The sequence below is a fragment of the Streptomyces sp. NPDC048172 genome (assembly GCF_043202595.1).
Lineage (GTDB): Bacteria > Actinomycetota > Actinomycetes > Streptomycetales > Streptomycetaceae > Streptomyces.
The window spans coordinates 44,526-70,231 of the sequence record NZ_JBIDAT010000019.1 but is presented as its reverse complement, the minus strand read 5'-3'; the positions used below and the strand labels follow the sequence as shown (position 1 = coordinate 70,231).

Sequence of the window (25,706 nt, the reverse complement as noted above, 5' to 3'; positions counted from 1 at the left end):
GCTGTTGAGTTCTCAAGGAACGGACGCTTCCTTCGGATTCCCTCTCGGGTTTCCTCCGGGCGCTTCCCTTCGGTGTGTCTCCGACTCTATCAGATTCAATCCGGTAGAAGATCGGGGTGCTTCTTTTCGAAATTCCCTGGAATGGAAATTTTCGTTTCGAAGCGAGTGAGATACTAGCCGTTGCGATCGAGTTCGTCCAACTCGGGGCAACCGTTCGAATCTACTGCCCACCAAACTCCGTGTCAACGAAGTTTTCTGGGGCGGACGAGACAGTAGCAGGTCGGCGGGGGTCTCCGCACATCACGCGGCTGTGGGGACGGCCGTGGGGCGGTCCGTCGCGGCTATGTCGCCGGTTTCGCCTGCTTCGGCGGCTCGGCGGCCGACGACATAGACGTACGCGAGGAATGCCAGCTCGGCGACGACGCCGATGAGGATCCGGGTCCAGGTGGGCAGGCCGGAGGGGGTGACGAAGCCTTCGATGACGCCGGAGACGAAGAGGACGGCCGCGAGGCCGATGGCCATGCCGAGGGCGGAGCGGCCCTCTTCCGCCAGGGCCGCCTGTCGTGTGCGGGGGCCCGGGTCGATGACCGTCCAGCCGAGGCGCAGGCCCGTACCGGCGGCGACGAAGACGGCGGTGAGCTCCAGGAGGCCGTGCGGGAGGAGGAGGCCGAGGAAGGTGTCGAGCCGTCCTGCCGAGTCCATGAGGCCCAGGCCGACGCCCAGGTTGAGCACGTTCTGGAAGAGCACCCAGAGGACAGGGATGCCCAGGAGGACGCCGAAAACCAGGCAGATGGCCGCTGCCTGGGCGTTGTTCGTCCAGACCTGGGCGGCGAAGGACGTCGCGGGGTTGCTGGAGTAGTAGCTCTCGTACTGGCCGCCCGGGCGCGTCATTTCGCGGAGCTCTTCAGGGGCCGCGATCGAGGCGCGTACGTCCGGGTGGGTGCCGACCCACCAGGCGAAGAGGGCCGTGACGACGACGGACAGCAGGGCGGTGGGGACCCACCAGTGGCGGGCGCGGTAGACGGCGGCCGGGAAGCCCGTGGTGAAGAACCGCGCGGCATCCTTCCAGGAGGCCGTGCGTGCGCCGGTGACTGCGCTGCGGGCACGGGCGACCAGGTTCGTGAGGTGGGCCGTCAGTGTCGGGTCGGGGGCGCTCGACTGGACCTGGGAGAGGTGGGTGGCGGTGCGTTGGTAGAGGGTCACCAGTTCGTCCGCCTCGTCGCCGGTGAGGCGGCGCCTGCGGCGGAGCAGTTCTTCGAGGCGGTCCCATTCGGCTTGGTGGGCCGCGATGAAGACATCCAGGTCCATGGGGAGAGCTTGGCAGACGGGCGTGGGTGGAAGGCAGGCTGTAAGGCGGTCCGCAGGGGCGGGACGTGGGTCCAGGGAGGGTGGGTGCGCTGGTGAACGAGCTGGTCACAGGGGATGCGGTCGTGCTCGGGCTGCGTCCCGCGCGGCTGCCCAGCCGGGCGCTGGCCGTCGCCATCGATCTGGCGCTGGCTTGGGCCGTCTATTTGATCGTGACCATGGCGCTCCTCGTGGCCACGGCGTCCCTGGACGACGCCGCGCTCGCGGCCGTCCAGGTGGGCCTCTTCCTGCTGGTGCTGGTGGGGGTGCCCATCGCGGTGGAGACGCTCAGCGGTGGGCGTTCGCTGGGGAAGCTGGTGGCGGGGCTGCGGGTCGTACGGGACGACGGGGGGCCGATCCGTTTCCGGCACGCGCTCGTGCGCGGTGCGGTGGGCGTGGTCGAGATCCAGCTCTCCTTCGGCGTCATCGCGTGCATCGCCTCGCTGGTCTCCTCGCGCGGGCGGCGGCTGGGGGACGTCTTCGCGGGGGCTCTGGTCGTACGGGAGAGGGTGCCCACGGCGCGGGCGTCCGCCGTGCCGCTGCCTCCTGAGGGGGTGGCGGGGCGGTTCGAGGGGCTCGATCTGTCGCGTGTGCCGGACGGCCTGTGGCTGGCCGTACGGCAGTACCTGATGCGGGCGGAGCAGCTGGACGAGGCCGTGGGGCGGTCCATGGCGGAGCGGCTCGGCGACGACGTGGTGGCGTGGACGGGCGTTCCGGCACCGGAGGGGATGCCCGCCGCGGTCTATCTGGCGGGGGTCGTCGCGGAGCGGCAGGCGCGGGACGCGCGGCGTGTGCTGCCGGAGGAGCCTGGTGAGCGTGAGGCGGCCGGGGAGGGTCCGGGGACCGACGGTGCTTGGGCGGGTGGCGTGGCGCCCGTACGGCCTGGGGTGCCGTCGGAGGAGGGGGCGTCCGCGCCTGAGGAGGTCCCGGTGGTGGAGCCGGCTCGGCGTACGGGGTTCGTGCCGCCCTCGTGACTCCGGCGCGTCAGGTGAAGGCCGACGGTGGGGATTCGAGGTCTTCCAGCTCGATGCCGGGGGCCGCGAGGACCACGTCGCCGGCGAGGTGGACCTGGTGCTGGTCGCCCGTCTCCAGGTCGTTGACCTGGTAGTTCTCCACGATCAGGGGGCCACTGTCAGTGGCGTGTGATTCGCTTCCGAGCATCGCCCAGGACTGGTCGAGGGTCCGGGGGGCGAGGACGGGGGGTGTGAAGGCGACGAGCCGTACGCGGGTGGCCGGGCTTCCGGGGGCCGGGCGCAGCAGACGGGCCGTCGCGACGAGGAAGGCGGGGGACGCGCCGGTGAAGGCGTGAGCGGCGGCGTTGCCCTCCTGGGCGTGCTCCCCGGTGGGATCGGTGCGGACCCAGGTGACGCCGTTCAGCGCCGCGCCACGGACCTGCCAGCTGGCGGCGCGGAGTTCGAGTCTGAGGGGACGGCCCCTGTCGTCGAGGGTCAGGTCGACGGAGCCCGCGTCAGCGCCGGAGGGGGTGGTGATCCTGGAGACGTAGCGCCAGCCGGAGGGACCGGGGGCGCACTGGAAGTGCTCTTCACCGAGGGGGGTGTGGTCGTGCGGATCGTGGAGCGAATATCGGCCGCGGGGCATGGTCGTCGTCAGGGTCCGTGGTTCGAGGTTCGTGGCGCGTGGTTCGAGGTGCGTGGTTCGTGCGGTGAGGGCGCGGGCGGTTTCGGGGGTACGGGCAGACCCCCGCCGGAGCGGGGGCCTGGGACCTGCTGCTGAACGTCCGGACGCCTGAGCGTCAGGCGATCAGTAGCGGTAGTGGTCCGGCTTGTAGGGACCCTCGACCGGGACGCCGATGTAGTCGGCCTGCTCCTTGCGGAGCGTGGTCAGCTTGGCGCCGAGCGCGTCGAGGTGGAGGCGGGCGACCTTCTCGTCGAGGTGCTTCGGGAGCACGTAGACGTCGGTCGGGTACGACTCCGGCTTGGTGAACAGCTCGATCTGGGCGATCGTCTGGTCCGCGAAGCTGTTGGACATCACGAAGGACGGGTGTCCGGTCGCGTTGCCCAGGTTCAGCAGGCGGCCCTCGGAGAGCACGATGATCGTCTTGCCGTCCTTGAAGGTCCAGGTGTGGACCTGGGGCTTGACCTCGTCCTTGACGATGCCCGGGATGGCGGCGAGACCGGCCATGTCGATCTCGTTGTCGAAGTGGCCGATGTTGCCGACGATCGCCTGGTGCTTCATCTTGGCCATGTCCGAGGCCATGATGATGTCCTTGTTGCCGGTCGTGGTGACGAAGATGTCGACCTGGCCGACGACGTCGTCCAGGGTCACGACCTGGTAGCCGTCCATGGCCGCCTGGAGCGCGCAGATCGGGTCGATCTCGGTGACCAGCACGCGGGCGCCCTGGCCGCGCAGGGACTCGGCACAGCCCTTGCCGACGTCGCCGTAGCCGCAGATGAGGGCGGTCTTGCCGCCGATGAGCACGTCCGTGGCGCGGTTGATGCCGTCGACGAGGGAGTGGCGGCAGCCGTACTTGTTGTCGAACTTCGACTTGGTGACGGCGTCGTTCACGTTCATCGCCGGGAAGAGCAGCGAGCCCGCCTGCTGCATCTCGTAGAGGCGGTGGACGCCGGTGGTGGTCTCCTCGGTCACGCCGCGGATCTCGGAGGCGAGCTGCGTCCACTTCTGGGGGCTCTCGGCGATCGTGCGGTTGAGCACCTCCAGGATGACGCGGTGCTCGTCGTTCTCCGCGCTGTCGACCGAGGGGGCCTTGCCGGCCTTCTCGTACTCGACGCCCTTGTGGACGAGGAGGGTGGCGTCACCGCCGTCGTCGAGGATCATGTTCGGGCCGCCGGTGGGCGTGTTCGGCCAGGTCAGCGCCTGCTCCGTGCACCACCAGTACTCCTCCAGGGTCTCGCCCTTCCAGGCGAAGACCGGGATGCCCTTGGGGTTCTCGGGGGTGCCGTCGGGGCCGACGGCGATGGCCGCGGCGGCGTGGTCCTGGGTCGAGAAGATGTTGCAGGAGGCCCAGCGGACCTCGGCGCCCAGGGCGACGAGGGTCTCGATGAGCACGGCCGTCTGCACGGTCATGTGCAGAGAGCCGGTCACACGGGCGCCCGCCAGGGGCTGTTCCTTGGCGTACTCCTCGCGGATCGCCATGAGGCCGGGCATCTCATGCTCGGCGAGCTTGATCTCCTTGCGCCCGAAGGTCGCCAGAGAGAGGTCCGCGACCTTGAAGTCCTGGCCGGTCGTGGAGGTCGTCATACGAGCTGCTCCTCGATGTCGAGGTATATGGCTGGCTTGGTCCGTGCTACGGCGTGAGGAGCGGGTGCGGCCGGAAGGGAGCCTTACGCGCAGCAGGCCGTACGCACAGCGCGTTCAGCGTCTCCGGACACACTCGTCCCTTGCTCGCAGCTCAGTCCGTCGGAGGCCCTCTCTCCCTCGGTGGCCCGCGGGGCGGACCGCCCGACCGCCATCAGCAGCGACGTCTGGCTCTACGAATCTACACCGCCCGTCCAGTCGAGCGGATTGCTTCGTCTCGCCGCAAGGGCGAGACTGGGGCAGTTTTCGGCCGCTTGCGTGCCAGCTCGCGCGGCCGGTTGTCCCTGCGTTGTCCTTGCGCGTGCAGGATTCACCAGGGCTCGCAGGGCATGCGAACACCCCACACGCATCACACACCCCCCAATGAAGCTGGCCGAGCAAGGAGATCCACGTGACCAGTTCTGCCGAACCCCGCGACGGGGCGGGGCAGGCGGCCGAGCCGGGCCTGAGGCTGCTCGCCGTGACGGCGTGCCCCACGGGCATCGCCCACACGTACATGGCCGCCGAGAAGCTCACCCAGGCCGCCGAGGCGCGCGGCATCGCGATGAAGGTGGAGACCCAAGGCTCGATCGGGGCTGAAAACGTCTTCTCTGACAACGATGTCGAAGCTGCCGACGGCGTGATCATCGCCGCCGACAAGGACGTCGACCGGAGCCGTTTCGAAGGCAAGAGGCTCCTGATGGTCGGTGTCTCGGAGGGCATCAGCGACCCCGACGGGCTGATCGACCGGGTGCGGGAGGCGCCCGTGCACCAGGGCGGCGCCGCGGCGCCCGAGAAGGCCGGTGCCGGTGGTGGTGCCGGTGGCGGTGCCGGGCCGGGCGGCGGTGGCGGGGGCCCGGGCGGGCCCGCGGGCGCCAAGGGCAAGGAGCGGAGCATCGGCTACAAGGCGCTGATGAACGGCGTCTCGTACATGATCCCGTTCGTGGTCGTCGGCGGGCTGCTGATCGCCGTCTCGCTCGCGCTGGGCGGCGACCCGCAGGCCGACGGCGGCCTGGTGATCCCGGACGGCAGCTTCTGGAAGCACGTCAACGACATCGGGACCATCGGCTTCACGCTCATGGTGCCGGTCCTCTCCGGCTACATCGCCTACGCGATCGGCGACCGCCCCGCGCTCGTGCCCGGCATGATCGGCGGCTGGATCGCCAACACCGGTGAGCTGTACGACTCGAAGTCCGGCGCAGGGTTCATCGGGGCCATCGTCACGGGCTTCCTCGCGGGCTATCTGGTCCAGTGGATCAAGAAGGTCAAGGTCCCCGCGTTCGTCCGGCCGATCATGCCGATCATCGTGATCCCGATCGTGTCGACGTCGGTGCTCGGGCTCTTCTTCATCTACGTCATCGGCCGCCCGATCTCCTGGGTCTTCGAGAACCTGACGAGCTTCCTGGGCGACATGACGGGCGCCAGCGCCGCCCTGCTCGGGATCGTCCTCGGGCTGATGGTCGCCTTCGACATGGGCGGGCCGGTCAACAAGACCGCGTTCCTCTTCGGTGCCGGGCTCGTCTCGAAGAACCCCGAGGTCATGGGCATGGTCGCGGCGGCCATTCCCGTGCCGCCGCTCGGGCAGGGGCTGGCCACGCTGCTGCGCCGCCGCCTCTTCGACGCGCAGGAGCGCGAGACCGGGTACGCGGCCCTGTTCATGGGCTTCTTCGGCATCACGGAGGGCGCCATCCCCTTCGCGGCCGCCCGTCCCGCACGCGTCATCCCCGCGAACATGCTGGGCGGCGCCGTCGCCGGTGCCGTCGCGGGCATCGCGTCCGTCGGCGACAACGTCCCGCACGGCGGGCCGATCGTCGCGGTGCTGGGCGCGGTCGACGGGGTCGCGATGTTCTTCGTCGCGATCGTCATCGGTACGGCCGTCACCGGCATGGCGACCATCGCGCTGATGTCGCTGGGCAAGGGCAGCAAGGGCGCGCCGAAGGACACCGGGACCGGGACCGGAGCCGGGGCCCCGACTCCGTCGCCCGCTCCTGTTCGCGAGCCCGCGCTCGCCACGGCGGGCGGCGGAGCGTCTCTCACCAAGACCGAGGACGCCTCCCCCTCCGGCACGACCGGTGCGGCCGCTCCTGCCGCCCCAGCCGCCCCAGCCGCCCCAGCCGCCCCAGCCGCCCCCGAGGTTCTCTCCGGCTATCTGACCGAGCAGACCGTCAAGGAGCGGCTCTCCGCCGGGGACAAGGAGGCGGCCGTGCGCGAAATGGCCGAACTTCTCGCCCGTACCGGCAAGGTGACCGACAGCGACGCGCTCGTACGGGCGGCGCTCGCGCGGGAGGAGCAGGGCACGACCGGACTGGGCGAGGAGAGCGCCATTCCGCACGCCAAGACGGACGCGGTCAGCGCTCCTGTCGTCGGCTTCGCCCGTGCGCCCGAGGGCATCGAATGGGGCGCGCTGGACGGGACGAAGGCCAAGCTGGTGTTCATGATCTCCGTACCGGAGGCGGCGGCAGGGGACGAGCATCTGCGGATCCTCGCCCTGCTGTCCAGGAAGCTGATGGACGCCGGTTTCCGGCAGCGTCTCATGGACGCCCCGGACAGGGACGCGATGATGACGATCCTGGGCGAGATCCAGTAGCCAGGTCTGTCAACCGAAGTTGAACGGCCGTGCCTCGCACCATTCGGAAATGGTGCGAGGCACGGCCGTTCAGTCCCTAGCGCTCGCGCAGTATGTCCGGCTCCAGATAGATGGCACGGGCGATCGGTACGGCCGCGCGGATGCGCTCTTCCGCCGCGTCGATGGCACCGGCGATCTCCGTGGCCGTGCCGTCGTGGGCCACGGCCACCTTCGCCGCCACCAGCAGCTCCTCCGGGCCGAGGTGGAGGGTGCGCATGTGGATGACGCTCGTGACGGTCTCGCCGTCGACGAGGGCCTCGCGGATCTTCTCGCGTTCCGAGGGGTCGGCGGACTCGCCCAGGAGCAGCGACTTCGTCTCGGCCGCGAGGACGATCGCGATGACGACCAGGAGCACGCCGATGCACATGGTGCCGACGCCGTCCCAGACGCCGTCCCCGGTGAGGAGCGCGAGCCCGACGCCGCCGAGGGCCAGCACGAGGCCGACGAGCGCGCCCAGGTCCTCCAGGAGGACGACGGGCAGCTCCGGTGCCTTGGCCCGCCGTACGAACTGGCCCCAGCTCAGCGAGCCGCGGACCTCGTTGGACTCTTTGATGGCCGTACGGAACGAGAAGGACTCCGCGATGATGGCGAAGACCAGCACGCCGACCGGCCAGTACCAGTGCTCCACCGCGTGAGGGTGCTTGATCTTCTCGTAGCCCTCGTACAGCGCGAAGACGCCGCCGATGGTGAAGAGGACGATGGAGACCAGGAAGCCGTAGATGTAGCGCTCGCGGCCGTAGCCGAAGGGGTGCTCCTCGCTCGCCTCCTTCTTGGCCTTCTTGCCGCCGAGCAGCAGCAGCCCCTGATTGCCGGAGTCGGCGAGCGAGTGGACGCCCTCCGCCAGCATCGAGGCCGAGCCGCTGAACCCCGCGGCGACGAACTTGGCAACCGCGATGGCCAGGTTCGCACCCAGCGCGGCGACGATCGCCTTCGTTCCGCCTGATGCACTCACGAGTCGCGCGTCCCTTTCTCCGGTGGGGCGGCCGTTCCGTCAGACGGCCACTGTGGCGCGAAAGAGCGTACCTGCACCGGAGACGTGGACCCGCTCGTCCGCCGGAACGAACGCGGACTGGCCTCGATCGAGTGTGAGTTCGGTGCCATTGTCCGTATCGCGCAGCACGACCTGACCCGCCGTGCACAGCAGGATCTGGGGCACGCCGCCGTCCAGGGAGCGCGATCCGGCCCCCTGGGCGAGCACGTGGCGGGAGAGCCGGAACTCGTCGACGGGGGTCTCGTACAGCTCCTCCCCGTCGGCGTCGGCCTCCGGGCGCAGGATGGCCGGTTCTGTCGGTTCGAAACGGACGATGCGGAGCAGTTCGGGGACGTCGACGTGCTTGGGGGTCAATCCGCAGCGCAGCACGTTGTCGGAGTTGGCCATGATCTCGACGCCGAGGCCGTCGAGGTAGGCGTGCGGGACGCCGGCGCCGAGGAAGAGTGCCTCCCCCGGCCGCAGATGCACGTAGTTGAGGAGCATGGCGGCGATGACGCCCGGGTCGCCGGGGTAGTGCCGGGCGATGTCCGCGTAGACGGCGTACTCCCCGGCGCGCGGCCCGGCGGGGTTCTCGGTCGCGAGCCGTTCGGCAGCGGCCGCGGCCTCGGCGACCGTCTCCGCCATCTCGTCCCTGTCGGCGGTCAGTACGGCCGACAGGACCTCGCGCAGGGCGTCACCCTCCGGGCGGGCGTGCAGGGCGTCGACGTACGGCTTGAGCCCGCCCACGTCCAGCCCGTCCAGCAGCGCCGCCGCGTCGTCGGCCGCGCGGAAGCCGCACAGGCCGTCGAAGGGGGTGAGCGCGCAGATGAGTTCGGGCTTGTGGTTGGTGTCCTTGTAGTTGCGGTACGGCGCGTCCAGGGGGACGTCGCGCGCCTCCTCGTCCGCGTACCCCTCGGCGGCCTGCGTGAGGTCCGGGTGCACCTGGAGCGAGAGCGGGGACGCGGCGGCGAGGAGCTTCAGCAGGAAGGGCAGCCGGGGGCCGAAGGCGCGTACGGTCCGCTCCCCCAGCTCGCCCTCCGGGTCGGCCGAGACGGCCGCCAGGAGCGACGTGCTGCCCGCGGCGCGCTCGACGCGGGACGGGGCGCCGGGATGGGCGCCCATCCACAGCTCGGCCTGGGGCTCACCCGTGGGGGGCGTGCCGAGCAGTTCGGGCAGTGCGGTGGTGGAACCCCAGGCGTAGGGCCGGACGGTGTTCTCCAGGCGGTCCATGGTGGTGTGCGTTTCCTGTCGTCCTGTGGTGACGGGTCGTCCCGTCCTGCGGTGACGGGCTGTCCGCGGTGAAGGTGAGGGGCTGAAGGGTCGGTGCGGACCGTACGGTCACGCCCAAGGGGAGTCGCTGTCGGCGAGCGTGAGGTAAACGGCCGCGAAATCGGCGGTGGCGATCAGTTCGGCCGCCGCCTCCAGGGGACTGCTGCCCTCGGCGGGCTCCAGCTCGCTGAGCGGGGTGTCGTTCGCGTACGCCATGTCGCGCGCGGCGACCGTGGCGGAGTCCCCCGCGGGCGCGGCCTCGCGGAGGAGCACCACGCGGGCGTGCAGGGCCTCGGGCTCCTCCACGCGGTCGCGGAAGAAGTCGTCCGGGTCGGAGGCGGCGGCGAAGCCGCCCGCGAGCAGCGCCCCGTGGGCCGTCATGGCCTCCGGGAGCCCGGCGGTGAGCGCGGGCTTGCCGGGCAGCGCGGCGAAGGCGGCCGCCCAGTGGCGCGCGGCGACGTCCGCGACGCCGCCCTCGCTCCACAGCAGCGGCAGCGCGCCCGCCAGCTCGGCGGCGAGGGTCTTGCCCGGGTTGCTGTACGGGGCGATGGCGGGGCCGCACCGCTCGGCGACCTCGTCGAGCCGGTCGGCCAGCGACTCCAGGTCGGACGCCCCGGCCTGGACCAGACCGAGCCGGTCGAGGAGCAGCAGGAGGGGCGTGAGCAGCGCCCAGAGCGTCCCTGGCGCCACGGGAGGCGGTCCGGCGGGGAGCCGGGGCCCCGAGCCCTCCCCGGCCGTCTCCGGGGCCGTCAGGGGCGCTACGGGGACCGCCGCGGCCTCGGGCGGCGGCGGGAGGTCGGACGGCCGCGGGGCCTCCGGCGTCTCGTAGCGCGCGTACGGGCCCGGCGCGAGGGGGACGGCGAGGCCGCGCGTCTCACCGATCGCGTCGGCGAGCGGGGCCTGGCCCGGGGCGACGGCGACGACGGTGCAGCCGCGCCGGTACGCCTGGTCGACCAGGGCGGCGAGGCCGGGCTCGGCGCCGTCGGAGGTGACCAGCAGCACCAGGTCGAGGGGGCCCGCCCAGCCGGGGAGGGACCAGCGGAGGGCGCCGGGGGCCGCTTGGCGCCCCGTGGGGCGCAGGAGGGTCACCGGCACGGAGCCGTTGCTGAGCGCCGCGAGCGTCTCCGAGACGCAGGCCGTGGTGGGCCCGGGGCCCGCGACGAGGACGCCGCGCGGGCGCCCGTCGGGCTGGAGCCGGGTGAGCCCCGCCTCCATGGCGTACCGCAGCCCCGTACGGACGCGTGCCCCCGCCTCCGCCGCGCCGCGGAGCAGGCCGTGCGCGTCGGCGCGTGCCAGCTCCTCCGGGGCGTCGAGGAGTGACTCGTCGAGCATCTTCCGTGGCCTCCGTTCGGCCGCCGGGCGGTGGGCGGCGCCGGTGGGTGTGGCGTCGGAACGTGCCGGGCGCCGGGCGGTCCGGCGTCAGGCGGGGCGGCTGGCCTCGTCCACGAGCAGGACCGGGATGCCGTCGCGCACCGGGTAGACGAGACCGCACGCGTCGCCGGTGCAGATCAGCTCCTCGCCCTCCTCGCGCAGCGGCGCGTGGCACGCCGGGCAGGCGAGGATCTCCAGGAGACCGGCTTCGAGCGGCATGTGTTCCCTCCAGGGGCGAGGTGCTGCTGACTGTGCGGTCAGGGTACCGCTGGGCCCGGCCCGGCGTACGCCCGGACGGGGCACGCCGGACCGGCCCGCGACAGGCCGGACACGGACCGCGTACGGGCCGCGTACGGGCCGCGTACGGACCGCCGCGCCGGGCCCCGACCGATCGGGTCCGTCAGGCCCTGACCAGGGCGAGCACCTCGTCGCGGAGACGGGCGACCGTGTCGGCGTCGCGTGCCTCGATGTTCAGGCGCAGCAGGGGCTCGGTGTTGGACGGGCGCAGGTTGAACCACCAGTCGGGCCCGGTGACGGTCAGGCCGTCCAGCTCGTCCAGCTCGGCGTCCTCACGGGCCGCGTAGGTCTCCTTGACGGCGGCGAGGCGGCCCGCCTGGTCGTCGACGGTGCTGTTGATCTCGCCGGAGGCGGCGTACCGGTCGTAGCGCGCGACCAGCTCGGAGAGCGTCCCGTCCTGCTCGCCGAGCGCGGCCAGCACGTGCATGGCGGCGAGCATGCCCGTGTCGGCGTTCCAGAAGTCGCGGAAGTAGTAGTGCGCGGAGTGCTCGCCGCCGAAGATCGCGCCGGTCTTGGCCATCTCCTCCTTGATGAAGGAGTGCCCCACGCGCGTACGGACGGGGGTGCCGCCGTTCTCCCTGACGACCTCCGGGACGGACCAGGAGGTGATCAGGTTGTGGATGACGGTCGAGCCCGGCACCTTGGCCAGCTCGCGCGAGGCGACCAGCGCGGTGATCGCCGACGGGGAGACGGGGTCGCCCTTCTCGTCGACGACGAAGCAGCGGTCCGCGTCCCCGTCGAAGGCCAGCCCGAGGTCGGCGCCCGTCTCGCGCACGCGGCTCTGGAGGTCGACGATGTTCTTCGGGTCGAGCGGGTTGGCCTCGTGGTTGGGGAACGTGCCGTCCAGCTCGAAGTAGAGCGCGTCCAGTTCGAGGGGCAGCCCCTCGAAGACGGTCGGCACGGTGTGGCCGCCCATCCCGTTGCCCGCGTCCACGACGACCTTCAGGGGCCGGATCGTGGCCAGGTCGACCAGGGAGCGCAGGTAGGCCGCGTAGTCGGCGAGCATGTCCCGCTGGGTGAGGGTCCCTTCGGGCTTGTCCGTACGGGGCGCGCCGCCCTCCTCGGACCACCGCTCGACCAGGGCGCGGATCTCGCTCAGGCCGGTGTCCTGGCCGACGGGGGCCGCGCCCGCGCGGCACATCTTGATGCCGTTGTAGCGCGCCGGGTTGTGACTGGCGGTGAACATGGCACCGGGCAGGTCCAGTTCGCCGCTGGCGAAGTAGAGCTGGTCGGTCGAGCAGAGCCCGATCTCCGTCACGTCCGCGCCCTGGCCGGTGGCTCCCCGCCCGAAGGCGCGCGTGAGCCCGGGTGAGGAGGGGCGCATGTCATGCCCGACGACGATGGCGTCGGCGCCGGTCACCTGGACGAAGGCGGCACCGAACAGCTCGGCGAGCGCCTCGTCCCACTGGTCCGGCACCACCCCTCGCACGTCGTACGCCTTCACGAGCTCCGACAGATCAGCCACGGTCAGCCCTCTCCTGGGGGTCCTCAACGGATGGGGTGGTCAACAGGCGACCAAATCTACCCGGGCGGGTGAGACGGGGTGAGATCGGGCGGAACAGCCGCCGGAACAGGGACGTGACCGACGGCACCGGCGCGGGCGCCCCGGCGCGTGAACTCCTAGGACTCCGGCGAGCGCAGCACCCGCAGGTGGCCGCGCCGGGCGACCTCCATCGGGTCGGCGTCGCGCCCGTCGGGGCCGCCGAGCGCGTCCGGCTGGGAGGACGCGGGGCGCTCCTGCCGGGGCGTACGGGCCGCCTCCCGGACCGCGTTGGCGAGAGCTTCGAGATCGTCGCCGCTGGGGCGGGCCGAGGCCGCGTCGATGGCGAGCCGGACGACCTCCCAGCCGCGCGGGGCCGTCAGCCGCTCCGAATGCTCGGCGCACAGGTCGTAACAGTGCGGCTCGGCATAGGTCGCGAGGGGGCCGAGAACGGCCGTCGAGTCCGCGTAGACGTACGTCAGCGTCGCGACGGCGGGACGACCGCAAGCGGTGCGCGAACAGCGACGTACAGGGCTCACGACGTTGGACCGTACCGCACTCTTGAGCGGGCTGCGACGACTCACCCCCGCGTCACCCGGCCGTGTCGTCCTGGTTCGTCTGTTACGCCCGTTCTGCTGAAAGACGCGGAGGACGGGCCGAGGAGCCCCGATTCCGCCGCGCGAGTGCCCCGCGGGCGCCGCGTGAGCACCGTGGGAAGCGTCCGGAGGGCTACGCTCGGACGTGATGAACAGCCCCGTACCGTCGCACCGGTCCGACCCGCGGCCGCGCAGCCGAGACCGGCACGGCCGCGGCATGCGCGGCCCCGTGGCGCCGCCCCAAGTCCCCCTGGCCGTCAGCAGGGCGGAGGCGTTCGACGATCTCGTACGCGACTCCGTCGGCCGCCTGGAGCGGCACTGGCCGCAGCTCGCGAGCGTCGAGTTCGCGGTGCAGGAAGTGCCCCGTACGGACAACGGCGAGCTCACGGAGGGCGACGACGCGGTTCCGCTCGGCAGGGTCACCGAGGGCAAGGGTGACCGCCCGGACCGTGTCGTCGTCTACCGCCGCCCGGTCGAGATCCGTACCCGCACCCGCGACGAGCGCGCCCTCCTGGTGCACGAGGTCGTGGTCGAGCAGGTCGCCGAACTGCTGGGGCTCGCCCCGGAGTCGGTCGACCCGCGCTACGGGCAGGACTGAACCGCCCGCGTACCGGATCTCGTATCGGTACGCGTATCGGTACGCGTACCGGTACGCGTATCCGTTCCCGTCTCAGTCCTCGGTCAGTACGGAGAGGTCCTCCGCCGCGTCCGGGACCACGACGGTGCTGCGGTCGTCGGGGAGGGTCTGCACGGTGAACGCCGGGATGCCGTCCTGCTTGCGGGTGAGCGTGCGGGACGCGTGCACGGGGCCTCCTGAGAGGCGTTCGACGGTCACCGCGTAGGTGCCCTTTCCGCCCTGGGGGCGGGGCGGGGCGAGGGACTTGGTGGTGTGCGCCTTGACCGTGACGGTGGTGCTCTTGGGAGAGCCGCCCCCGCTGCCCGCCGAGGACGTCACCTTGATCTTCGCGTCCTTGTCCGTCGCGGTCAGGGCCAGCTCCGTGCCGCGCGCGCCGTTCTCCGCGACCGTCGCCCTCTTCTCGACCGCCGGGGTCGACGGGATGAACGCCGTCTCCTGACGCGCGCCCTTGCCGCGCGTGACCCGCACCGCGGCGACGACGGGCGGCGCTTCGGCCTTGTCCTCCGCCGGGGAGAGGACGAGCGAGCCGGGGTCGCCCTTGGTGAGCTCCTTCAGGTCGACCGCGGTGGTCATGCCCGCCTTCACATGGAGCGTCTCGTGACCGGCGGGGCTGATCTCGCCCGTGGGGCCCGCCAGCCGGACCTTCAGGTCGGCGTCCTTGCCGCCGGGGGTGAACGCGACGAGCCGTACGGACGTCGCGTCGCCCGGGATGCCGGGAAGGACCGCGCGGGGCCCGGGGTCGCCCGCGGGGGCGATCCAGTCGCCGCCCAGCTTCTCGTCGGCCGCGTTCACCTGGGCGCCCACCCGTCCGTTGCGGGCGACGACATGGAGGGCCGCGTTGGTGACCGGTTCGGCCGTGAGCGTCGAGAGCAGCACGGGGACGGTCGAACGGGGCGGCACGGTGATGCCCTCCCCCGCGCCCGAAGGGGCCTTCTCCTTGCCGCCCTTCCCGTGCATCTCCAGGTCGACGACGGCGCTGGTGCTGTCCGGGTTGGTCAGATGGACATAGTCCTGCCGCTCCTTGGCCGTGCTGACGGCGGGGAACCAGAAGGTGGTGTCCGGGGTCGTGCAGGACGCGCCCTGCAGCCCCCGGCCCGCTCCGGCGCTCACGGTGGTCGTCTGCTGAACGGTCCAGCCGGGGGCGAAACGGCCGTCCGCCGAGCCCGTCAGCGCGGGTGCCTCCGAACTGTCGGCCGTGGACGTCACCGGGGTGCCCGGGGCGCTCAGGGGGACGACGGGTTTGTCGTCGTCCTTGGAGCGCTTCTTCGCCGCGTCTTCCGAGCGTCCCTTGTCGCGTTTCTTGCCCTTGCCGTCCTTGCCGTCCTTCTCGCCCTTGCCCTTGCCGTTCCCGTCGTCCGTACCGCCCGTACCGCCGTCCGGGTCCGCGAGTTCGGCCGGACGGAGTTCGGCGCTGCCCTTCTTGCCGGGAGCGCCCTTGGGGACGAAGGCGGTCCAGGTGGTCTCCGCCACGTCGGAGGCGGACGGTTTGGCGCACACCAGGGTCGAGCGTTCGACCGGCTTGCGCTGGGCCGACGCGGCGGACGTGGCGTCCGTGGCGTCGTCGTCCCCGGGGGCTGCGACGGCGGCCACTCCCGCCACGGCGGCGAGCGCGACGACGGCACCGGCGAAGCCGTAGAGGCTGCGGTTCACTGCTGGCTCCCGTCACTGCCGTAGTGCGTGCCGCCGTACCCGTACGGATCGGCGTACTGCTGCTGGTTCTGCTGGTTCTGCCAGTCGTCGTAGGACGGCTGCTGCGGAGGAACATACGGCTGCTGCCCGTACTGCTGCGCGTACTGCTGCGCGTACGGGTCCTCGTACGGGCCCTCGTACGGCTGCGCGTAACCGGGGTCGTACGGCGGCTGTTCCGGCGCCTGGCCGGGAGGAGCCGGCGGGGGCGGTGGGGCCTGCGGCGGGGCCGGAGGCTCCGGCACCTGCTGCCCCGGGACGGACCCTCCCCCGGCGCCCTCCATGCCCTCCATGCCCTCCGCGCCCTCGGCGGCCGCCGCCGCGCGCAGCCTGCGGGCCCTGCGGCCGTCGCCCGGCACGGGCTGCTCCGGCACGGCGGGCGGGCTGTCCGGCAGGTCGTCGTCGACGTCCCTGCGGCGGCCGGGGAGGGCGAGGACGAGGACGACCAGGGCGAGGAAACCCTGCGCCCATGTCCACACGGTGTGCGTGAACGGCGTCTCGTAGGTGAGGTCCAGACGGCCGCCCCCGGTGGGCAGTTCGAAACCCTGCGCCCATCCGTCGACGGTCACGCTCTTAAGAGGCGTGCCGTCCAGCGTGGCCCGCCAGCCGCTGTCCGCCGAGTCGGCGACGCGGAGCACCCGTCCGGACGGGCCGGTCGGCACCTCGGCGTGCGCCTCGACGGGCCCGGCGGCGACGGCGACGGGGGCCGTGACGGCACCGGCGGCGCCGTTCTCCTGGCCGCCCGGCACGATCGAGACCCGGGACACCTGCCGGTCGACGCGCCACAGGGCGCTGCCGTCCTCCTGGCTGAGCCGGGTGAGGCCGGGGGTCGCGTCCAGGACCCGGCGCATCTCGCGCGGGGCGCCGTCCCGTACGAGCACGTAGCGCACGGCGTAGCCGCCGAGCTGGCTGGTCTGGTCGGCGCCCGAGCCCGCGACGAGGTTCGCCACGACGCCCCCGAGCCGGTCGTCGGCCTCGCCCGCCGCCGCGAGGTCGGCGTCGCCCATGCGGGCGCCCGAGCCGCGTACGAGCGTGTACGAGACGCCGTCGGCGCCGCCGCTGTCCCCGGCGAGGACGAGGGTGCGGGCCTGGTCCCGGGTGCCGCTCTCCTCGGCGACGAAGGCGGGCACCTGGACGGGGTCGCGGCGCGAGAGCGGGCCGTCGGCGCCGCCGATCATCCAGCCGACGGCGGCGATGAGGGGCGCGGCGACGGCCGCGGCGGCGACCAGCGCCGCGACCGGCTGCTTCCAGCCGAAGCTCTGCGCGGCCACCCGGTCCTTCGCGCCGTCGGCCCCGAGCGCCGCCGCGCTCAGCAGCGCGAGCCCGTAGCCGAGGGTGGCGGGACCGGCCCAGGTGGAGCCGTTGGAGAGCGCGGCGAAGAGCAGGGCCACCAGCGCGGCCGTCCAGGCCGCCAGGATCGCGAGCCGCCGTTCGGCGCGCAGCAGCGCGGCCAGCCCGGCGAGCACGAGGCCGACGAGCAGCAGCCCGCCGGGGGTGCCGGGGCCGCCCGGCGAGAGGGTGACGAGGTCGAGCGCGGAGGCGGACCCGGTGCCGTAGGTGAGCCCGACCTCCTTGAGGAAGTCCTCGGGCGAGGTCAGCAGCGTGACCGACCAGGGCGCGAGCAGCACCATCGGCGTGGCCAGCGCGATCGCGGACCGTGCGGCGGTCCCGCCGTACGACTGCCCGGTGAACGGGCACAGGGCGACGAGCGCGACGGCGAGCACCAGCGCGATCGGCCAGACGACGGGCGTGAAGGCGGTGGCGAGGGTCAGCAGCAGCGCGTACGCCCATGCGGCGCGCCAGCTCGTCCGGCCGCGCAGCCCGCCCGCCGAGACGGCGGCGCGGGCGAGGAGCGGGAGCAGGATCGCGAGCACGGCGGTGCCGATACGGCCGCCCGCGAGCGCGCCCGTGGCGGCGGGCAGGAACGCGTACGCGACGCTCGCCCAGGCGCGCACCAGGCGGGACTCGACGAGCGGCCTGGAGGCGAAGTACGCGGTGAGCCCGGCGAGCGGCACGGAGCACACGAGCAGCAGCGTGAGCGCGAGGCCGGTGCTGCCGAACAGGAGGGTGGCGAAGGTGGCGACGACCGCGAGGTACGGGGGCGCCGACTGGGTGCCGCCCGTGCCGACGGTGTGCCAGCCGTCCAGGTAGCGCGCCCACAGGTCGGAGACGGCGTCGGGCGCGGGCAGCAGCGCGCCGCCCGCCAGGGAGCCGCCGCCGAGGAGCTCGCGGCAGGCGACGAGGGAGACGAGGAGGAGGACCGCGAAGAGGACGGGTCCCGGCTTGCGCGCGAGCCTCTTGAGCCGCGCGAACTGCTCGACCTCCAGATAGTCCGCGTCCTCGTCGCCGGGTCCGGACTCGACGGCGCCGTGCCGTCCGCCGGAGGAGAGCTCGGGCTCGGAACGGCCGCCGAAGTTGCTGGCGACCTGTTCGGCGGTGGCGCGCAGGGTCGCGCCGGGCGGCGGGAAGAGGGGCCGCAGGTCGCTGTGGGCGACGGCGGGTCTGCCGCGCCGCCGTCTGGCTCCGGCGATCTGTCCGGCGCGCAGCAGCGTCCCGGTCAGTCCGGTGAGTTCGTCGAGGGCCTGCCGGGGAACCTTGCCGACCAGGTAGGCGAGGACGCGCAGCAGGGTGCCGAGGACGAGCCGCAGCAGCACCCAGGGGAGCTTGGCGGCCGGGGCGTTGGCGAGCAGCGTGTAAACGGCGCCCGCCTTGTCGACGCGATGCGGGCTGGCGCCGCCGCGGGCGCGGCCGACGCAGTCGACGGGGCGGCGCTCGCGGGAGGACGCCTCCGCGTGCCGCATGACCGCGTCGGGGACGACGAGCACCCGGTGGCCCGCCGACTGGGCGCGCCAGCACAGGTCGACGTCGTCGCGCATCAGGGGCAGCCGCCGGTCGAATCCGCCGAGCTGTTCGAAGACGTCGCGCCGGACGAGCATCCCGGCGGAGGAGACGGAGAGGACGGGGCGCACCTGGTCGTGCTGGCCCTGGTCCTGCTCGCGCCGCTCGACGCCGGTCCAGCGGCGCCCGCTGTTGGCGAGGGAGACGCCCGCTTCGAGGAGCTGCCTGCGGTCGTACCAGCCGCGCAGCTTGGGGCCCACGACGGAGACGGTGGGATCGGCGTCGACGACGCGCAGCAGGTGCGTCAGCGCGTCGGCCTCGGGCGCGCAGTCGTCGTGGAGGAGCCAGAGCCACTGCACGGGTTCGCCGTGCGGCAGTTCGGGCATGTCGTAGGCGTCGTCGCGCCAGGTGCGGCTGACGGGGTCCCAGCCGCTGGGCCGCTTGAGATAGGGGAGGTCGTCGGGGGTGAGGACCGGTGCCGTCCTGACGGCTTCCTCGACGGCCGCGCCGAAGCCGGTACGGCGGGCGAGGTGGAGCACGCGTTCGGGCCCGAGGGACTCGGTGACGAGCCGGGCGGAGTCGTCGGCGCTGCCGGTGTCGGCCGCGAGGACGTTCTGCACCGGGCGGTCCTGGCCGAGCAGTCCGGCGAGCGCCTCGGGGAGCCAGCGGGCGCCGTCGTGGGAGACGAGCACGGCGGTGACCACGTGCCGTGGGAACTCGGGGGCGGTTGCCGACCCGTAGGTGGACGCCGCAGGGCTGTGCACGGACATCGAGGTAGGGGCCCTCCCCGGCTGCGGGGGCCCAGCGGCGAGGCCGCACGAGGCTGCCAAGCCCCCGGAGAGCCCTCGGAAGAAGCTGTATCGGACTGCGTCGGACTGCGGTGCGCGCACGCCCCGAAATGGGGCCCCGCGCTTTTGACCGGCCCCACACTAACGGCTCGTCGCCGCCCGTCCCGCGCCTCCGTACAACTGTCCCCGCTGGTCCGGGCAAGGGGCCCGTGACCGCGATGTCACGCTGCTACGTCACACAGCGGCTTTCTTCAGACGGCGGCGTTCACGCTCGGACAGACCGCCCCAAATACCGAAACGTTCGTCGTTCGCCAGGGCGTATTCGAGGCATTCCGACCGGACTTCACAGGCAAGGCAGACCTTTTTCGCCTCGCGCGTGGAACCACCCTTCTCGGGGAAGAACGACTCGGGATCGGTCTGCGCGCACAGGGCGCGCTCCTGCCAGCCGAGCTCTTCGTCCGCCTCTTCGACCAGCAGTTGTTGGAACAGCTCGGTCATGTGCGCGCCCCTCGTCCGTCTTTACGTCCCCGTGATGCCGTCGTTATCGAACTCACTTGAACGACACGGGTGAAATTACAAGTGCGCCGATCCGGGCCAGTCAAGCCGAGATCTGCTATTGAGCCCGTTATTCACTCGGCGGAACCAAACCTTCGCAGTAAGTGTTCAAATCACCACAAACCACGACAGCCGCGCACGGACGGCAACCGGGCCGACCCTCTCCGGAGGGAGCGGTGGTGACCTGCGGCGTCGTCGGGTCCGCGCGCGGAGGCGACCTGGGTCACGGTCCGATCACAGAAGCACAACGACGTTTACGTGCGCCGCTGCTGCGCCATTTCTCCCGTGCGCGACAGCACAAACCTTTCGCCGCCGTCGGCAACCGGATGCGGTGAAACATTACGCTCAAACCCGACATCCGGTTGACAGCGGGGCACCCGGGCCGTTCTTCTTGTTCGTATGTCAGTGACCTCTGAGATCCGCACGGCCCGCCGCGGGCTCCCCCGCGCGCGGACTGCCGGGGGCACCCTGTGCCGCTTCTCGGACGTCACCGAGCGCTGTTGCCGCTGCTGTAGCTGTCGCTGTTGTTGAGTCGTTGAGCAGTCCGCTCCGTCTCCTCACCCGGCGTCACCGAGCCACAGTCAGCCCGCCCGTTCCTCTCCCGGAAGCGCTCACGTACGTGAACAGCGACGTTGAAATCGCCGGCGACCTCCTCGCCGTCCCGCATCTCCTCCCGGCCCCCGCCGCGCACCCCTCCACGGTCGCGGGCTTCGCCGGGCTCATCCGTTCGATCGCCGCCGACCGCGCGAGCTGGGAACCGCTCGTGCGCTACGACCCGACGGTGCGCTGGTACCACCGGCTGCGCACCGGGCCCGGGTACGAGGTCTGGCTGCTCAGCTGGCTGCCCGGGCAGGGCAGCGGCGTCCACGACCATGGCCCCTCCTCCGGCGTCTTCGCCGTGCTCGACGGGGAATTGACCGAGCGTTCACGGGACGCGCGCCGCACGCTCCCCACCGGCACCACACGGGTGTTCGCACCCGGCTATGTGCACGAAGTGGTCAATGCCGGTCTGGAACCGGCCGTGAGCGTGCACGTCTACTTCCCGGGTCTGACCGAGATGCCGATGCACTGCTCGGTGGGCCCGGCCGCGGCGCGGGACGCCGAGGCCGATCCCGTGGCCAGGTGACGGCGCGCGGTCTCCGGCTGCGAGACTGTCGGTCATGCAGCGCATTGTGGTTCTGGCCGGGGGCATCGGCGGTGCCCGCTTCATCCGGGGGCTCAAGTCCGCCGCGCCCGACGCGGAGATCACCGTCATCGGGAACACGGGCGACGACATCCATCTGTTCGGGCTGAAGGTCTGCCCCGACCTCGACACCCTCATGTACACGCTCGGGGGCGGGATCCACGAGGAGCAGGGCTGGGGCCGCGCCGACGAGACCTTCGTGGTGAAGGAGGAGTTGGCGGCGTACGGGGTCGGGCCCGAGTGGTTCGGGCTCGGCGACCGCGACTTCGCTACCCACATCGTCCGTACGCAGATGATCGGCGCGGGCTATCCGCTCAGCGCGGTCACCGAGGCGCTCTGCACCCGCTGGCAGCCGGGCGTACGGCTGCTGCCGATGACGGACGACCGGGTCGAGACGCACGTCCTCATCGACGCTCCCGAGGCGCCCGAGGGGCGCAAGGCCGTGCACTTCCAGGAGTACTGGGTGCGGCTGCGCGCCTCCGTCGACGCGCACGCGGTGGTTCCGGTCGGCGCGGACGCCGCCAAGCCGGGGCCCGGCGTGCTGGAGGCCATCGCCGAGGCCGACGTCATCCTCTTCCCGCCGTCCAACCCGGTCGTCAGCGTCGGCACCATCCTCGCCGTGCCCGGCATCCGGGAGGCCATCGCGGAGGCGGGGGTGCCGGTCGTCGGCCTCTCCCCCGTCGTCGGTGACGCGCCGGTGCGCGGCATGGCCGACAAGGTGCTCGCCGCCGTCGGCGTCGAGACGACGGCCGCCGCGGTCGCCCAGCACTACGGCTCGGGGCTGCTCGACGGCTGGCTCGTGGACACGGTGGACGCGGACTCCGTGCGCTCCGTCGAGGAGGCGGGGATCCGCTGCCGGGCCGTGCCGCTGATGATGACCGGCACCGAGGCGACCGCCGAGATGGCGCGGCAGGCGCTGGACCTCGCCGAGGAGGTACGGGCGTGAGCACGACCCCTGACTCCGCGAACCCCGGCTCCACGGCCCCCGGCCCCGCGAACCCCGAGTTCCGGGTATGGGCGCTGCCCGGCATCCCCGAGGTGCGGCCCGGCGACGACCTGGTGAAGCTCGTCGTGAACGCCGCGGGGGCACCGGACGTGCCCGGCATCGCCGACGGCGACGTGCTGATCGTGACCTCGAAGATCGTCAGCAAGGCCGAGGGCCGCGTCCTCCAGGCCGAGGACCGTGAGGGCGCGATCGACGCCGAGAGCGTGCGCGTGGTGGCCCGGCGCGGGCCCGCGCGGATCGTGGAGTCCCGGCACGGCTTCGTGATGGCGGCGGCGGGCGTCGACGCCTCGAACACCCCCGCGGGCACGGTGCTGCTGCTGCCCGAGGACCCGGACCTGTCGGCCCGGCGGATCCGCGAGGGCCTCGCGGACGCGCTCGGCGTCGACGTCGGCGTCGTCGTCACGGACACCTTCGGGCGGCCCTGGCGCGAGGGGCAGACCGACGTCGCCATCGGCGCGGCCGGGGTGCGGGTGCTGGAGGACCTGCGCGGCGGCGTGGACTCGTTCGGCAATCCGCTCGGCGTCACCGTCACCGCGGTCGGGGACGAACTGGCCGCCGCGGGCGAGCTGGTGAAGGGCAAGGCCGCCGGACGGCCCGTCGCCGTCGTACGCGGCCTGGCGCGGCATCTCGACGGGGATCCGGAGATCTCCGCGCGGGCCCTGGTCCGGGACGCGGCGAACGACATGTTCCGGCTCGGCACCTCGGAGGCCGTACGGGAGGCGGTGACGCAGCGCCGGACCGTACGGGAGTTCACGGACGACCCGGTCGACGGGGACGCCGTGCGGCGGGCCGTCGCCGCGGCCGTCACGGCGCCCGCGCCGCACCACACGACGCCGTGGCGGTTCGTGCTGCTGGAGAGCGAGGAGTCGCGGACGCGGCTGCTCGACGCGATGCGGGAGCAGTGGATCGCGGACCTGCGGCGGGACGGCAGGAGCGAGGAGAGCATCGCCAAGCGGGTGCGCCGCGGCGACGTGCTGCGGAACGCGCCGTACCTCGTGGTGCCCTGCCTCGTCATGGACGGTTCGCACGACTATCCGGACGCGCGGCGGGCCGGTGCCGAGCGGGAGATGTTCGTCGTCGCCAACGGCGCGGGCATCCAGAACTTCCTCGTCGCGCTCGCCGGGGAGCGGCTGGGCTCGGCGTGGGTGTCCTCGACGATGTTCTGCCGGGACGTCGTACGGGACGTGCTCGGGCTGCCCGGCGACTGGGACCCGATGGGCGCCGTGGCCGTCGGCCGCCCTGCGGGCGCGCCGAAGGCCAGGCCGCCGCGCGACGCCTCCGCGTTCGTGACCGTCAGGTAGGAGCGGCAGGAGAGCGCCCGGCTCAGAGCGGGGCGATGTTCCCGATCTCGCGCTTCGGCTCGCGGCGCGGCGGGACCCGGCCCGTCGTGTTGATCAGCCGGGAGGCGCGGTGGCGCTGGCCCTCGTAGGGGGCGAGCAGCTCCAGCATCCGCGCGTCGTCCCCGTTCCGCTCGCCCGTGAGCGCGTACGTGACGATGCGCGGCAGGTGCAGATCGCCGACCGTGACGGCGTCCGGGGCGCCGTTGCTGCGCTGGAGGGCCTCGGCCGCCGTCCAGGGGCCGATGCCGGGGATCGCCTGGAGGCGGGCCAGCGCGGCGTCGAGCGTCATGTGCGCGGCCTCCTCCATACGGCTCGCGCGCTGGACGGCGCGGAGGATCGCGGCGGAGCGCTTCTGGTCGACGCCCGCGCGGTGCCACTCCCAGGACGGGACGCGGAGCCAGTCCCGCGGCGCGGGCATCACCCACAGATCGGGGTGCGGGCCCGGCGCGCGCTCGCCGAAGCCGCGCACGAGACGGCGCCACGCGCGGTACGCCTCCTCGGTGGTGATCTTCTGCTCCAGGACCGAGGGGATCAGCGACTCCAGGACGCGCCCCGTACGGATCAGCCGCAGCCCGGGGTTGCGGCGCTGCGCCTCGCGCGTGAGCGCGTGGTGCGGGACGAACTCCGCCGGCTCGTCCTCGGCGCCGAGCAGCGCGGGCAGCCCGTCGAGCACCCACGCGGCGCCGGGGCCCCACGCCTCGCCCCGTACCGCGCCGGACACCGCGCACAGCCGCAGCGCCGCCGGTCCGTCCGGGGTGCGGGTGCCCCGCCAGACCGCACTGCTCTCCCGGCGGTACGTCGGGTCGTACGGGCCGCGCTGCAGCACGCGCAGGTTGCTGCCGAGGTCGTACGGGCCCGGTGGGATCCAGGTGCGGGTGAGGGACACCCGGGCAAGACTAGGCCGTGTGCGGCGGATCGTGGGTGCCCCCTGACGTGGCTACTGGGCAGGTCGGTTGCTCGCGCAGTTCCCCGCGCCCCTGCTCAGCCCTGAGATGGGGGCAGCCATGATCCGCCGGACACGGCCCGGGCCCCCGGGCCGCGAGCGGTCCGGGGGCCTCTTGCGTCGTTCTGCGTCACTGGTCGGACGAGAAGCGGACCGCGCCCGCCGGGATGCGGGCGTCGCACCAGACCCGTATGCCGCCGCGCAGTTCGTTGCCCTCGCCGATGACCGCGCCGTCGCCGATGACCGCGCCGTCGAGCACCGTGTGGGCGCCGATACGGGCGCCCGCGCCGACCAGCGAGTCGCGGATACGGGCGCCGGGCGCGACCACGGCGCCGTCCAGCAGCGCGCTGCCGTCGATCCGGGCGCCGGAGCCGACGGCGGCGCGCGCGCCCGCGACCGAGCCCCCGGTCAGCTTGGCGTCGTCGGCGACCTCGGCCGTCTCCAGGATCAGCCGCTCCCCGCACCGGCCCGGCACGGCGGGCGAGGGGGCGCGGCCCAGGACGAGGTCGGCGGAGCCGCGGACGAAGGACTGCGGGGTGCCGAGGTCGAGCCAGTACGTGGAGTCGACCATGCCGTGCAGATGCGCCCCGGCGGCGAGCAGCCCGGGGAACGTCTCGCGCTCGACGGAGACGGGGCGGCCCGCGGGGATCGTGTCGATCACGGAGCGGTTGAAGACGTACGCGCCCGCGTTGATCTGGTCGGTGACGATCTCCTCGGGCGTCTGCGGCTTCTCCAGGAACGCCGTCACCCGGCCCGAGCCGTCCGTCGGGACCAGCCCGAAGGCGCGCGGATCGGTGACCCGGGTCAGATGGAGCGAGACGTCCGCGCCCGCCGCCTCGTGCTCGGAGACGAGGGCGCGGATGTCGAGGCCCGAGAGGATGTCCCCGTTGAAGATCAGGACTGGCTCGTCGGGGCGCGAGTGGAGGCGGGAGGCGACGTTCCGGATGGCGCCGCCCGTACCGAGGGGCTCCTCCTCCGTCACGTACTCCAGATGCAGGCCGAGCTGGGAGCCGTCACCGAAGTAGGGCTCGAAGACCTCGGCGAGGTACGAGGTCGCCATGACCACGTGGTCGACCCCTGCGGCACGGGCCCGTGCCAGCTGGTGGGTGAGGAAGGGCACACCTGCCGCGGGGACCATGGGCTTCGGTGTGTTCACTGTCAGTGGACGGAGCCGGGTGCCCTTGCCCCCGACCAGAAGGATCGCTTCTGTCACCTGTCGTCTCTGCTTCCTGCCGGGGTCCAGCCAGCCAGCCCGTCGGGATGGCGGCGGCCAGTGTATGCAGACGTCCATCGCCGTCCACCCACACCCCGATCGGCCTCACCGACGGGCCCCGCACGGAGCCGGCAGGTCTCCGCGGGGCCCCCTCCGCGGGGGGGGGGGGGGGGGGGCCCCCCCGCCCCCCCCCCCCCCCCCCCCCCCCCCCCCCCCCCCCCCCCCCCCCCGGGGGCGGGGGGGGGGGGCCCCCCCCGCGGCCCCCCGCTCCACGGACGCCCCCTGGCACCACGACCGCCCGGCGTTCGA

General features: G+C 72.8%; 20 protein-coding genes. 6 read left to right on the top strand and 14 right to left on the bottom strand.

The features are described from left to right. Positions 1–300: 300 nt before the first annotated feature. Positions 301–1,308, bottom strand: coding sequence for a stage II sporulation protein M (locus ACGF3A_RS43910; RefSeq protein ID WP_393737016.1), 1,008 nt, complete (start codon positions 1,306–1,308; stop codon positions 301–303). Between the two features lie 92 nt (positions 1,309–1,400). On the opposite strand from ACGF3A_RS43910, the gene ACGF3A_RS43905 reads away from it, so the two are divergent. Beyond that, positions 1,401–2,318 (top strand): RDD family protein, encoded by a 918-nt coding sequence (locus tag ACGF3A_RS43905; protein WP_393737014.1) that lies wholly within the window; start codon positions 1,401–1,403, stop codon positions 2,316–2,318. 10 nt (positions 2,319–2,328) lie between these two features. On the opposite strand, the gene ACGF3A_RS43900 is transcribed toward ACGF3A_RS43905, so the two are convergent. Next, entirely contained in the window at positions 2,329–2,943 is a 615-nt protein-coding gene (locus ACGF3A_RS43900; RefSeq protein WP_393737012.1) for a hypothetical protein, read from the bottom strand. Positions 2,944–3,105: 162 nt separating this feature from the next. Then, the gene (ahcY, locus tag ACGF3A_RS43895) at positions 3,106–4,563 is read right to left on the bottom strand and encodes an adenosylhomocysteinase (protein ID WP_393737010.1); all 1,458 of its coding nucleotides are present in this window, start codon (positions 4,561–4,563) and stop codon (positions 3,106–3,108) included. Between the two features lie 448 nt (positions 4,564–5,011). On the opposite strand from ahcY, the gene ACGF3A_RS43890 reads away from it, so the two are divergent. After that, positions 5,012–7,186: a fructose-specific PTS transporter subunit EIIC gene (locus ACGF3A_RS43890; RefSeq protein ID WP_393737008.1), complete on the top strand. Its 2,175-nt coding sequence runs from the start codon at positions 5,012–5,014 to the stop codon at positions 7,184–7,186. A gap of 76 nt (positions 7,187–7,262) precedes the next feature. Here ACGF3A_RS43890 and ACGF3A_RS43885 read toward each other — a convergent pair whose 3' ends face one another. The 6 genes from ACGF3A_RS43885 to ACGF3A_RS43860 form a co-directional block, all read right to left on the bottom strand. Further along, on the bottom strand, positions 7,263–8,177 hold the full coding sequence (locus tag ACGF3A_RS43885) for a cation diffusion facilitator family transporter (protein ID WP_393737006.1): 915 nt from the start codon (positions 8,175–8,177) through the stop codon (positions 7,263–7,265). A 39-nt stretch (positions 8,178–8,216) separates the two neighbouring features. Next, positions 8,217–9,425, bottom strand: a complete 1,209-nt coding sequence (gene manA, locus ACGF3A_RS43880) for a mannose-6-phosphate isomerase, class I (protein ID WP_393737004.1) — start codon at positions 9,423–9,425, stop codon at positions 8,217–8,219. A gap of 108 nt (positions 9,426–9,533) precedes the next feature. Further along, positions 9,534–10,796: an SIS domain-containing protein gene (locus ACGF3A_RS43875; RefSeq protein WP_393737002.1), complete on the bottom strand. Its 1,263-nt coding sequence runs from the start codon at positions 10,794–10,796 to the stop codon at positions 9,534–9,536. 87 nt (positions 10,797–10,883) lie between these two features. Beyond that, positions 10,884–11,054 (bottom strand): Trm112 family protein, encoded by a 171-nt coding sequence (locus ACGF3A_RS43870; protein WP_393737000.1) that lies wholly within the window; start codon positions 11,052–11,054, stop codon positions 10,884–10,886. A gap of 181 nt (positions 11,055–11,235) precedes the next feature. Continuing rightward, positions 11,236–12,597 carry a phosphomannomutase/phosphoglucomutase gene (locus tag ACGF3A_RS43865; RefSeq protein WP_393736998.1) on the bottom strand — a complete coding sequence of 454 codons (1,362 nt, stop codon included), beginning with the start codon at positions 12,595–12,597 and terminating at the stop codon, positions 11,236–11,238. A 155-nt stretch (positions 12,598–12,752) separates the two neighbouring features. Then, positions 12,753–13,196, bottom strand: coding sequence for a DUF3499 domain-containing protein (locus tag ACGF3A_RS43860; protein WP_393736996.1), 444 nt, complete (start codon positions 13,194–13,196; stop codon positions 12,753–12,755). Positions 13,197–13,356: 160 nt separating this feature from the next. Between ACGF3A_RS43860 and ACGF3A_RS43855 the strand changes: the two genes are divergently transcribed. Continuing rightward, the gene (locus tag ACGF3A_RS43855; protein ID WP_393736994.1) at positions 13,357–13,806 is read left to right on the top strand and encodes a metallopeptidase family protein; all 450 of its coding nucleotides are present in this window, start codon (positions 13,357–13,359) and stop codon (positions 13,804–13,806) included. Positions 13,807–13,878: 72 nt separating this feature from the next. Here the strand turns inward: ACGF3A_RS43855 and ACGF3A_RS43850 are convergent, their stop codons facing one another. From ACGF3A_RS43850 to ACGF3A_RS43840, 3 genes are all read right to left on the bottom strand, one after another. Beyond that, entirely contained in the window at positions 13,879–15,495 is a 1,617-nt protein-coding gene (locus ACGF3A_RS43850; protein WP_393736992.1) for a DUF5719 family protein, read from the bottom strand. Then, positions 15,492–19,139, bottom strand: a complete 3,648-nt coding sequence (locus tag ACGF3A_RS43845; protein WP_393736990.1) for a glycosyltransferase — start codon at positions 19,137–19,139, stop codon at positions 15,492–15,494. The genes ACGF3A_RS43850 and ACGF3A_RS43845 overlap by 4 nt, the downstream gene beginning before the upstream one ends. A gap of 252 nt (positions 19,140–19,391) precedes the next feature. After that, complete coding sequence (locus ACGF3A_RS43840; protein ID WP_004952403.1) at positions 19,392–19,655, bottom strand: WhiB family transcriptional regulator; 264 nt, start codon at positions 19,653–19,655, stop codon at positions 19,392–19,394. 676 nt (positions 19,656–20,331) lie between these two features. On the opposite strand from ACGF3A_RS43840, the gene ACGF3A_RS43835 reads away from it, so the two are divergent. From ACGF3A_RS43835 to ACGF3A_RS43825, 3 genes are read left to right on the top strand one after another with little or no spacing between them, the layout of a single operon-like run. After that, complete coding sequence (locus ACGF3A_RS43835) at positions 20,332–20,838, top strand: cysteine dioxygenase (protein WP_393736987.1); 507 nt, start codon at positions 20,332–20,334, stop codon at positions 20,836–20,838. A gap of 34 nt (positions 20,839–20,872) precedes the next feature. Beyond that, the gene (cofD, locus tag ACGF3A_RS43830) at positions 20,873–21,841 is read left to right on the top strand and encodes a 2-phospho-L-lactate transferase (protein WP_393736985.1); all 969 of its coding nucleotides are present in this window, start codon (positions 20,873–20,875) and stop codon (positions 21,839–21,841) included. Further along, a complete protein-coding gene (locus ACGF3A_RS43825; protein ID WP_393736983.1) occupies positions 21,838–23,202 on the top strand; it encodes a coenzyme F420-0:L-glutamate ligase in 1,365 nt (454 codons plus the stop codon). The genes cofD and ACGF3A_RS43825 overlap by 4 nt, the downstream gene beginning before the upstream one ends. Positions 23,203–23,224: 22 nt before the next feature. On the opposite strand, the gene ACGF3A_RS43820 is transcribed toward ACGF3A_RS43825, so the two are convergent. After that, positions 23,225–24,127: a DNA-3-methyladenine glycosylase family protein gene (locus ACGF3A_RS43820; RefSeq protein WP_393736981.1), complete on the bottom strand. Its 903-nt coding sequence runs from the start codon at positions 24,125–24,127 to the stop codon at positions 23,225–23,227. Positions 24,128–24,314: 187 nt separating this feature from the next. Then, a complete protein-coding gene (locus ACGF3A_RS43815) occupies positions 24,315–25,397 on the bottom strand; it encodes a sugar phosphate nucleotidyltransferase (protein WP_393736979.1) in 1,083 nt (360 codons plus the stop codon). Positions 25,398–25,706: the final 309 nt, after the last annotated feature.

What these genes read in the sequence shown, in the direction of transcription:
- ACGF3A_RS43910 (WP_393737016.1), bottom strand. Translation starts at nt 1,308, where the DNA reads ATGGACCTGGATGTCTTCATCGCGGCCCACCAAGCCGAATGGGACCGC.
- ACGF3A_RS43900 (WP_393737012.1), bottom strand. Translation starts at nt 2,943, where the DNA reads ATGCCCCGCGGCCGATATTCGCTCCACGATCCGCACGACCACACCCCC.
- ahcY (WP_393737010.1), bottom strand. Translation starts at nt 4,563, where the DNA reads ATGACGACCTCCACGACCGGCCAGGACTTCAAGGTCGCGGACCTCTCT.
- manA (WP_393737004.1), bottom strand. Translation starts at nt 9,425, where the DNA reads ATGGACCGCCTGGAGAACACCGTCCGGCCCTACGCCTGGGGTTCCACC.
- ACGF3A_RS43875 (WP_393737002.1), bottom strand. Translation starts at nt 10,796, where the DNA reads ATGCTCGACGAGTCACTCCTCGACGCCCCGGAGGAGCTGGCACGCGCC.
- ACGF3A_RS43870 (WP_393737000.1), bottom strand. Translation starts at nt 11,054, where the DNA reads ATGCCGCTCGAAGCCGGTCTCCTGGAGATCCTCGCCTGCCCGGCGTGC.
- ACGF3A_RS43855 (WP_393736994.1), top strand. Translation starts at nt 13,357, where the DNA reads ATGAACAGCCCCGTACCGTCGCACCGGTCCGACCCGCGGCCGCGCAGC.
- ACGF3A_RS43845 (WP_393736990.1), bottom strand. Translation starts at nt 19,139, where the DNA reads ATGTCCGTGCACAGCCCTGCGGCGTCCACCTACGGGTCGGCAACCGCC.
- ACGF3A_RS43840 (WP_004952403.1), bottom strand. Translation starts at nt 19,655, where the DNA reads ATGACCGAGCTGTTCCAACAACTGCTGGTCGAAGAGGCGGACGAAGAG.
- cofD (WP_393736985.1), top strand. Translation starts at nt 20,873, where the DNA reads ATGCAGCGCATTGTGGTTCTGGCCGGGGGCATCGGCGGTGCCCGCTTC.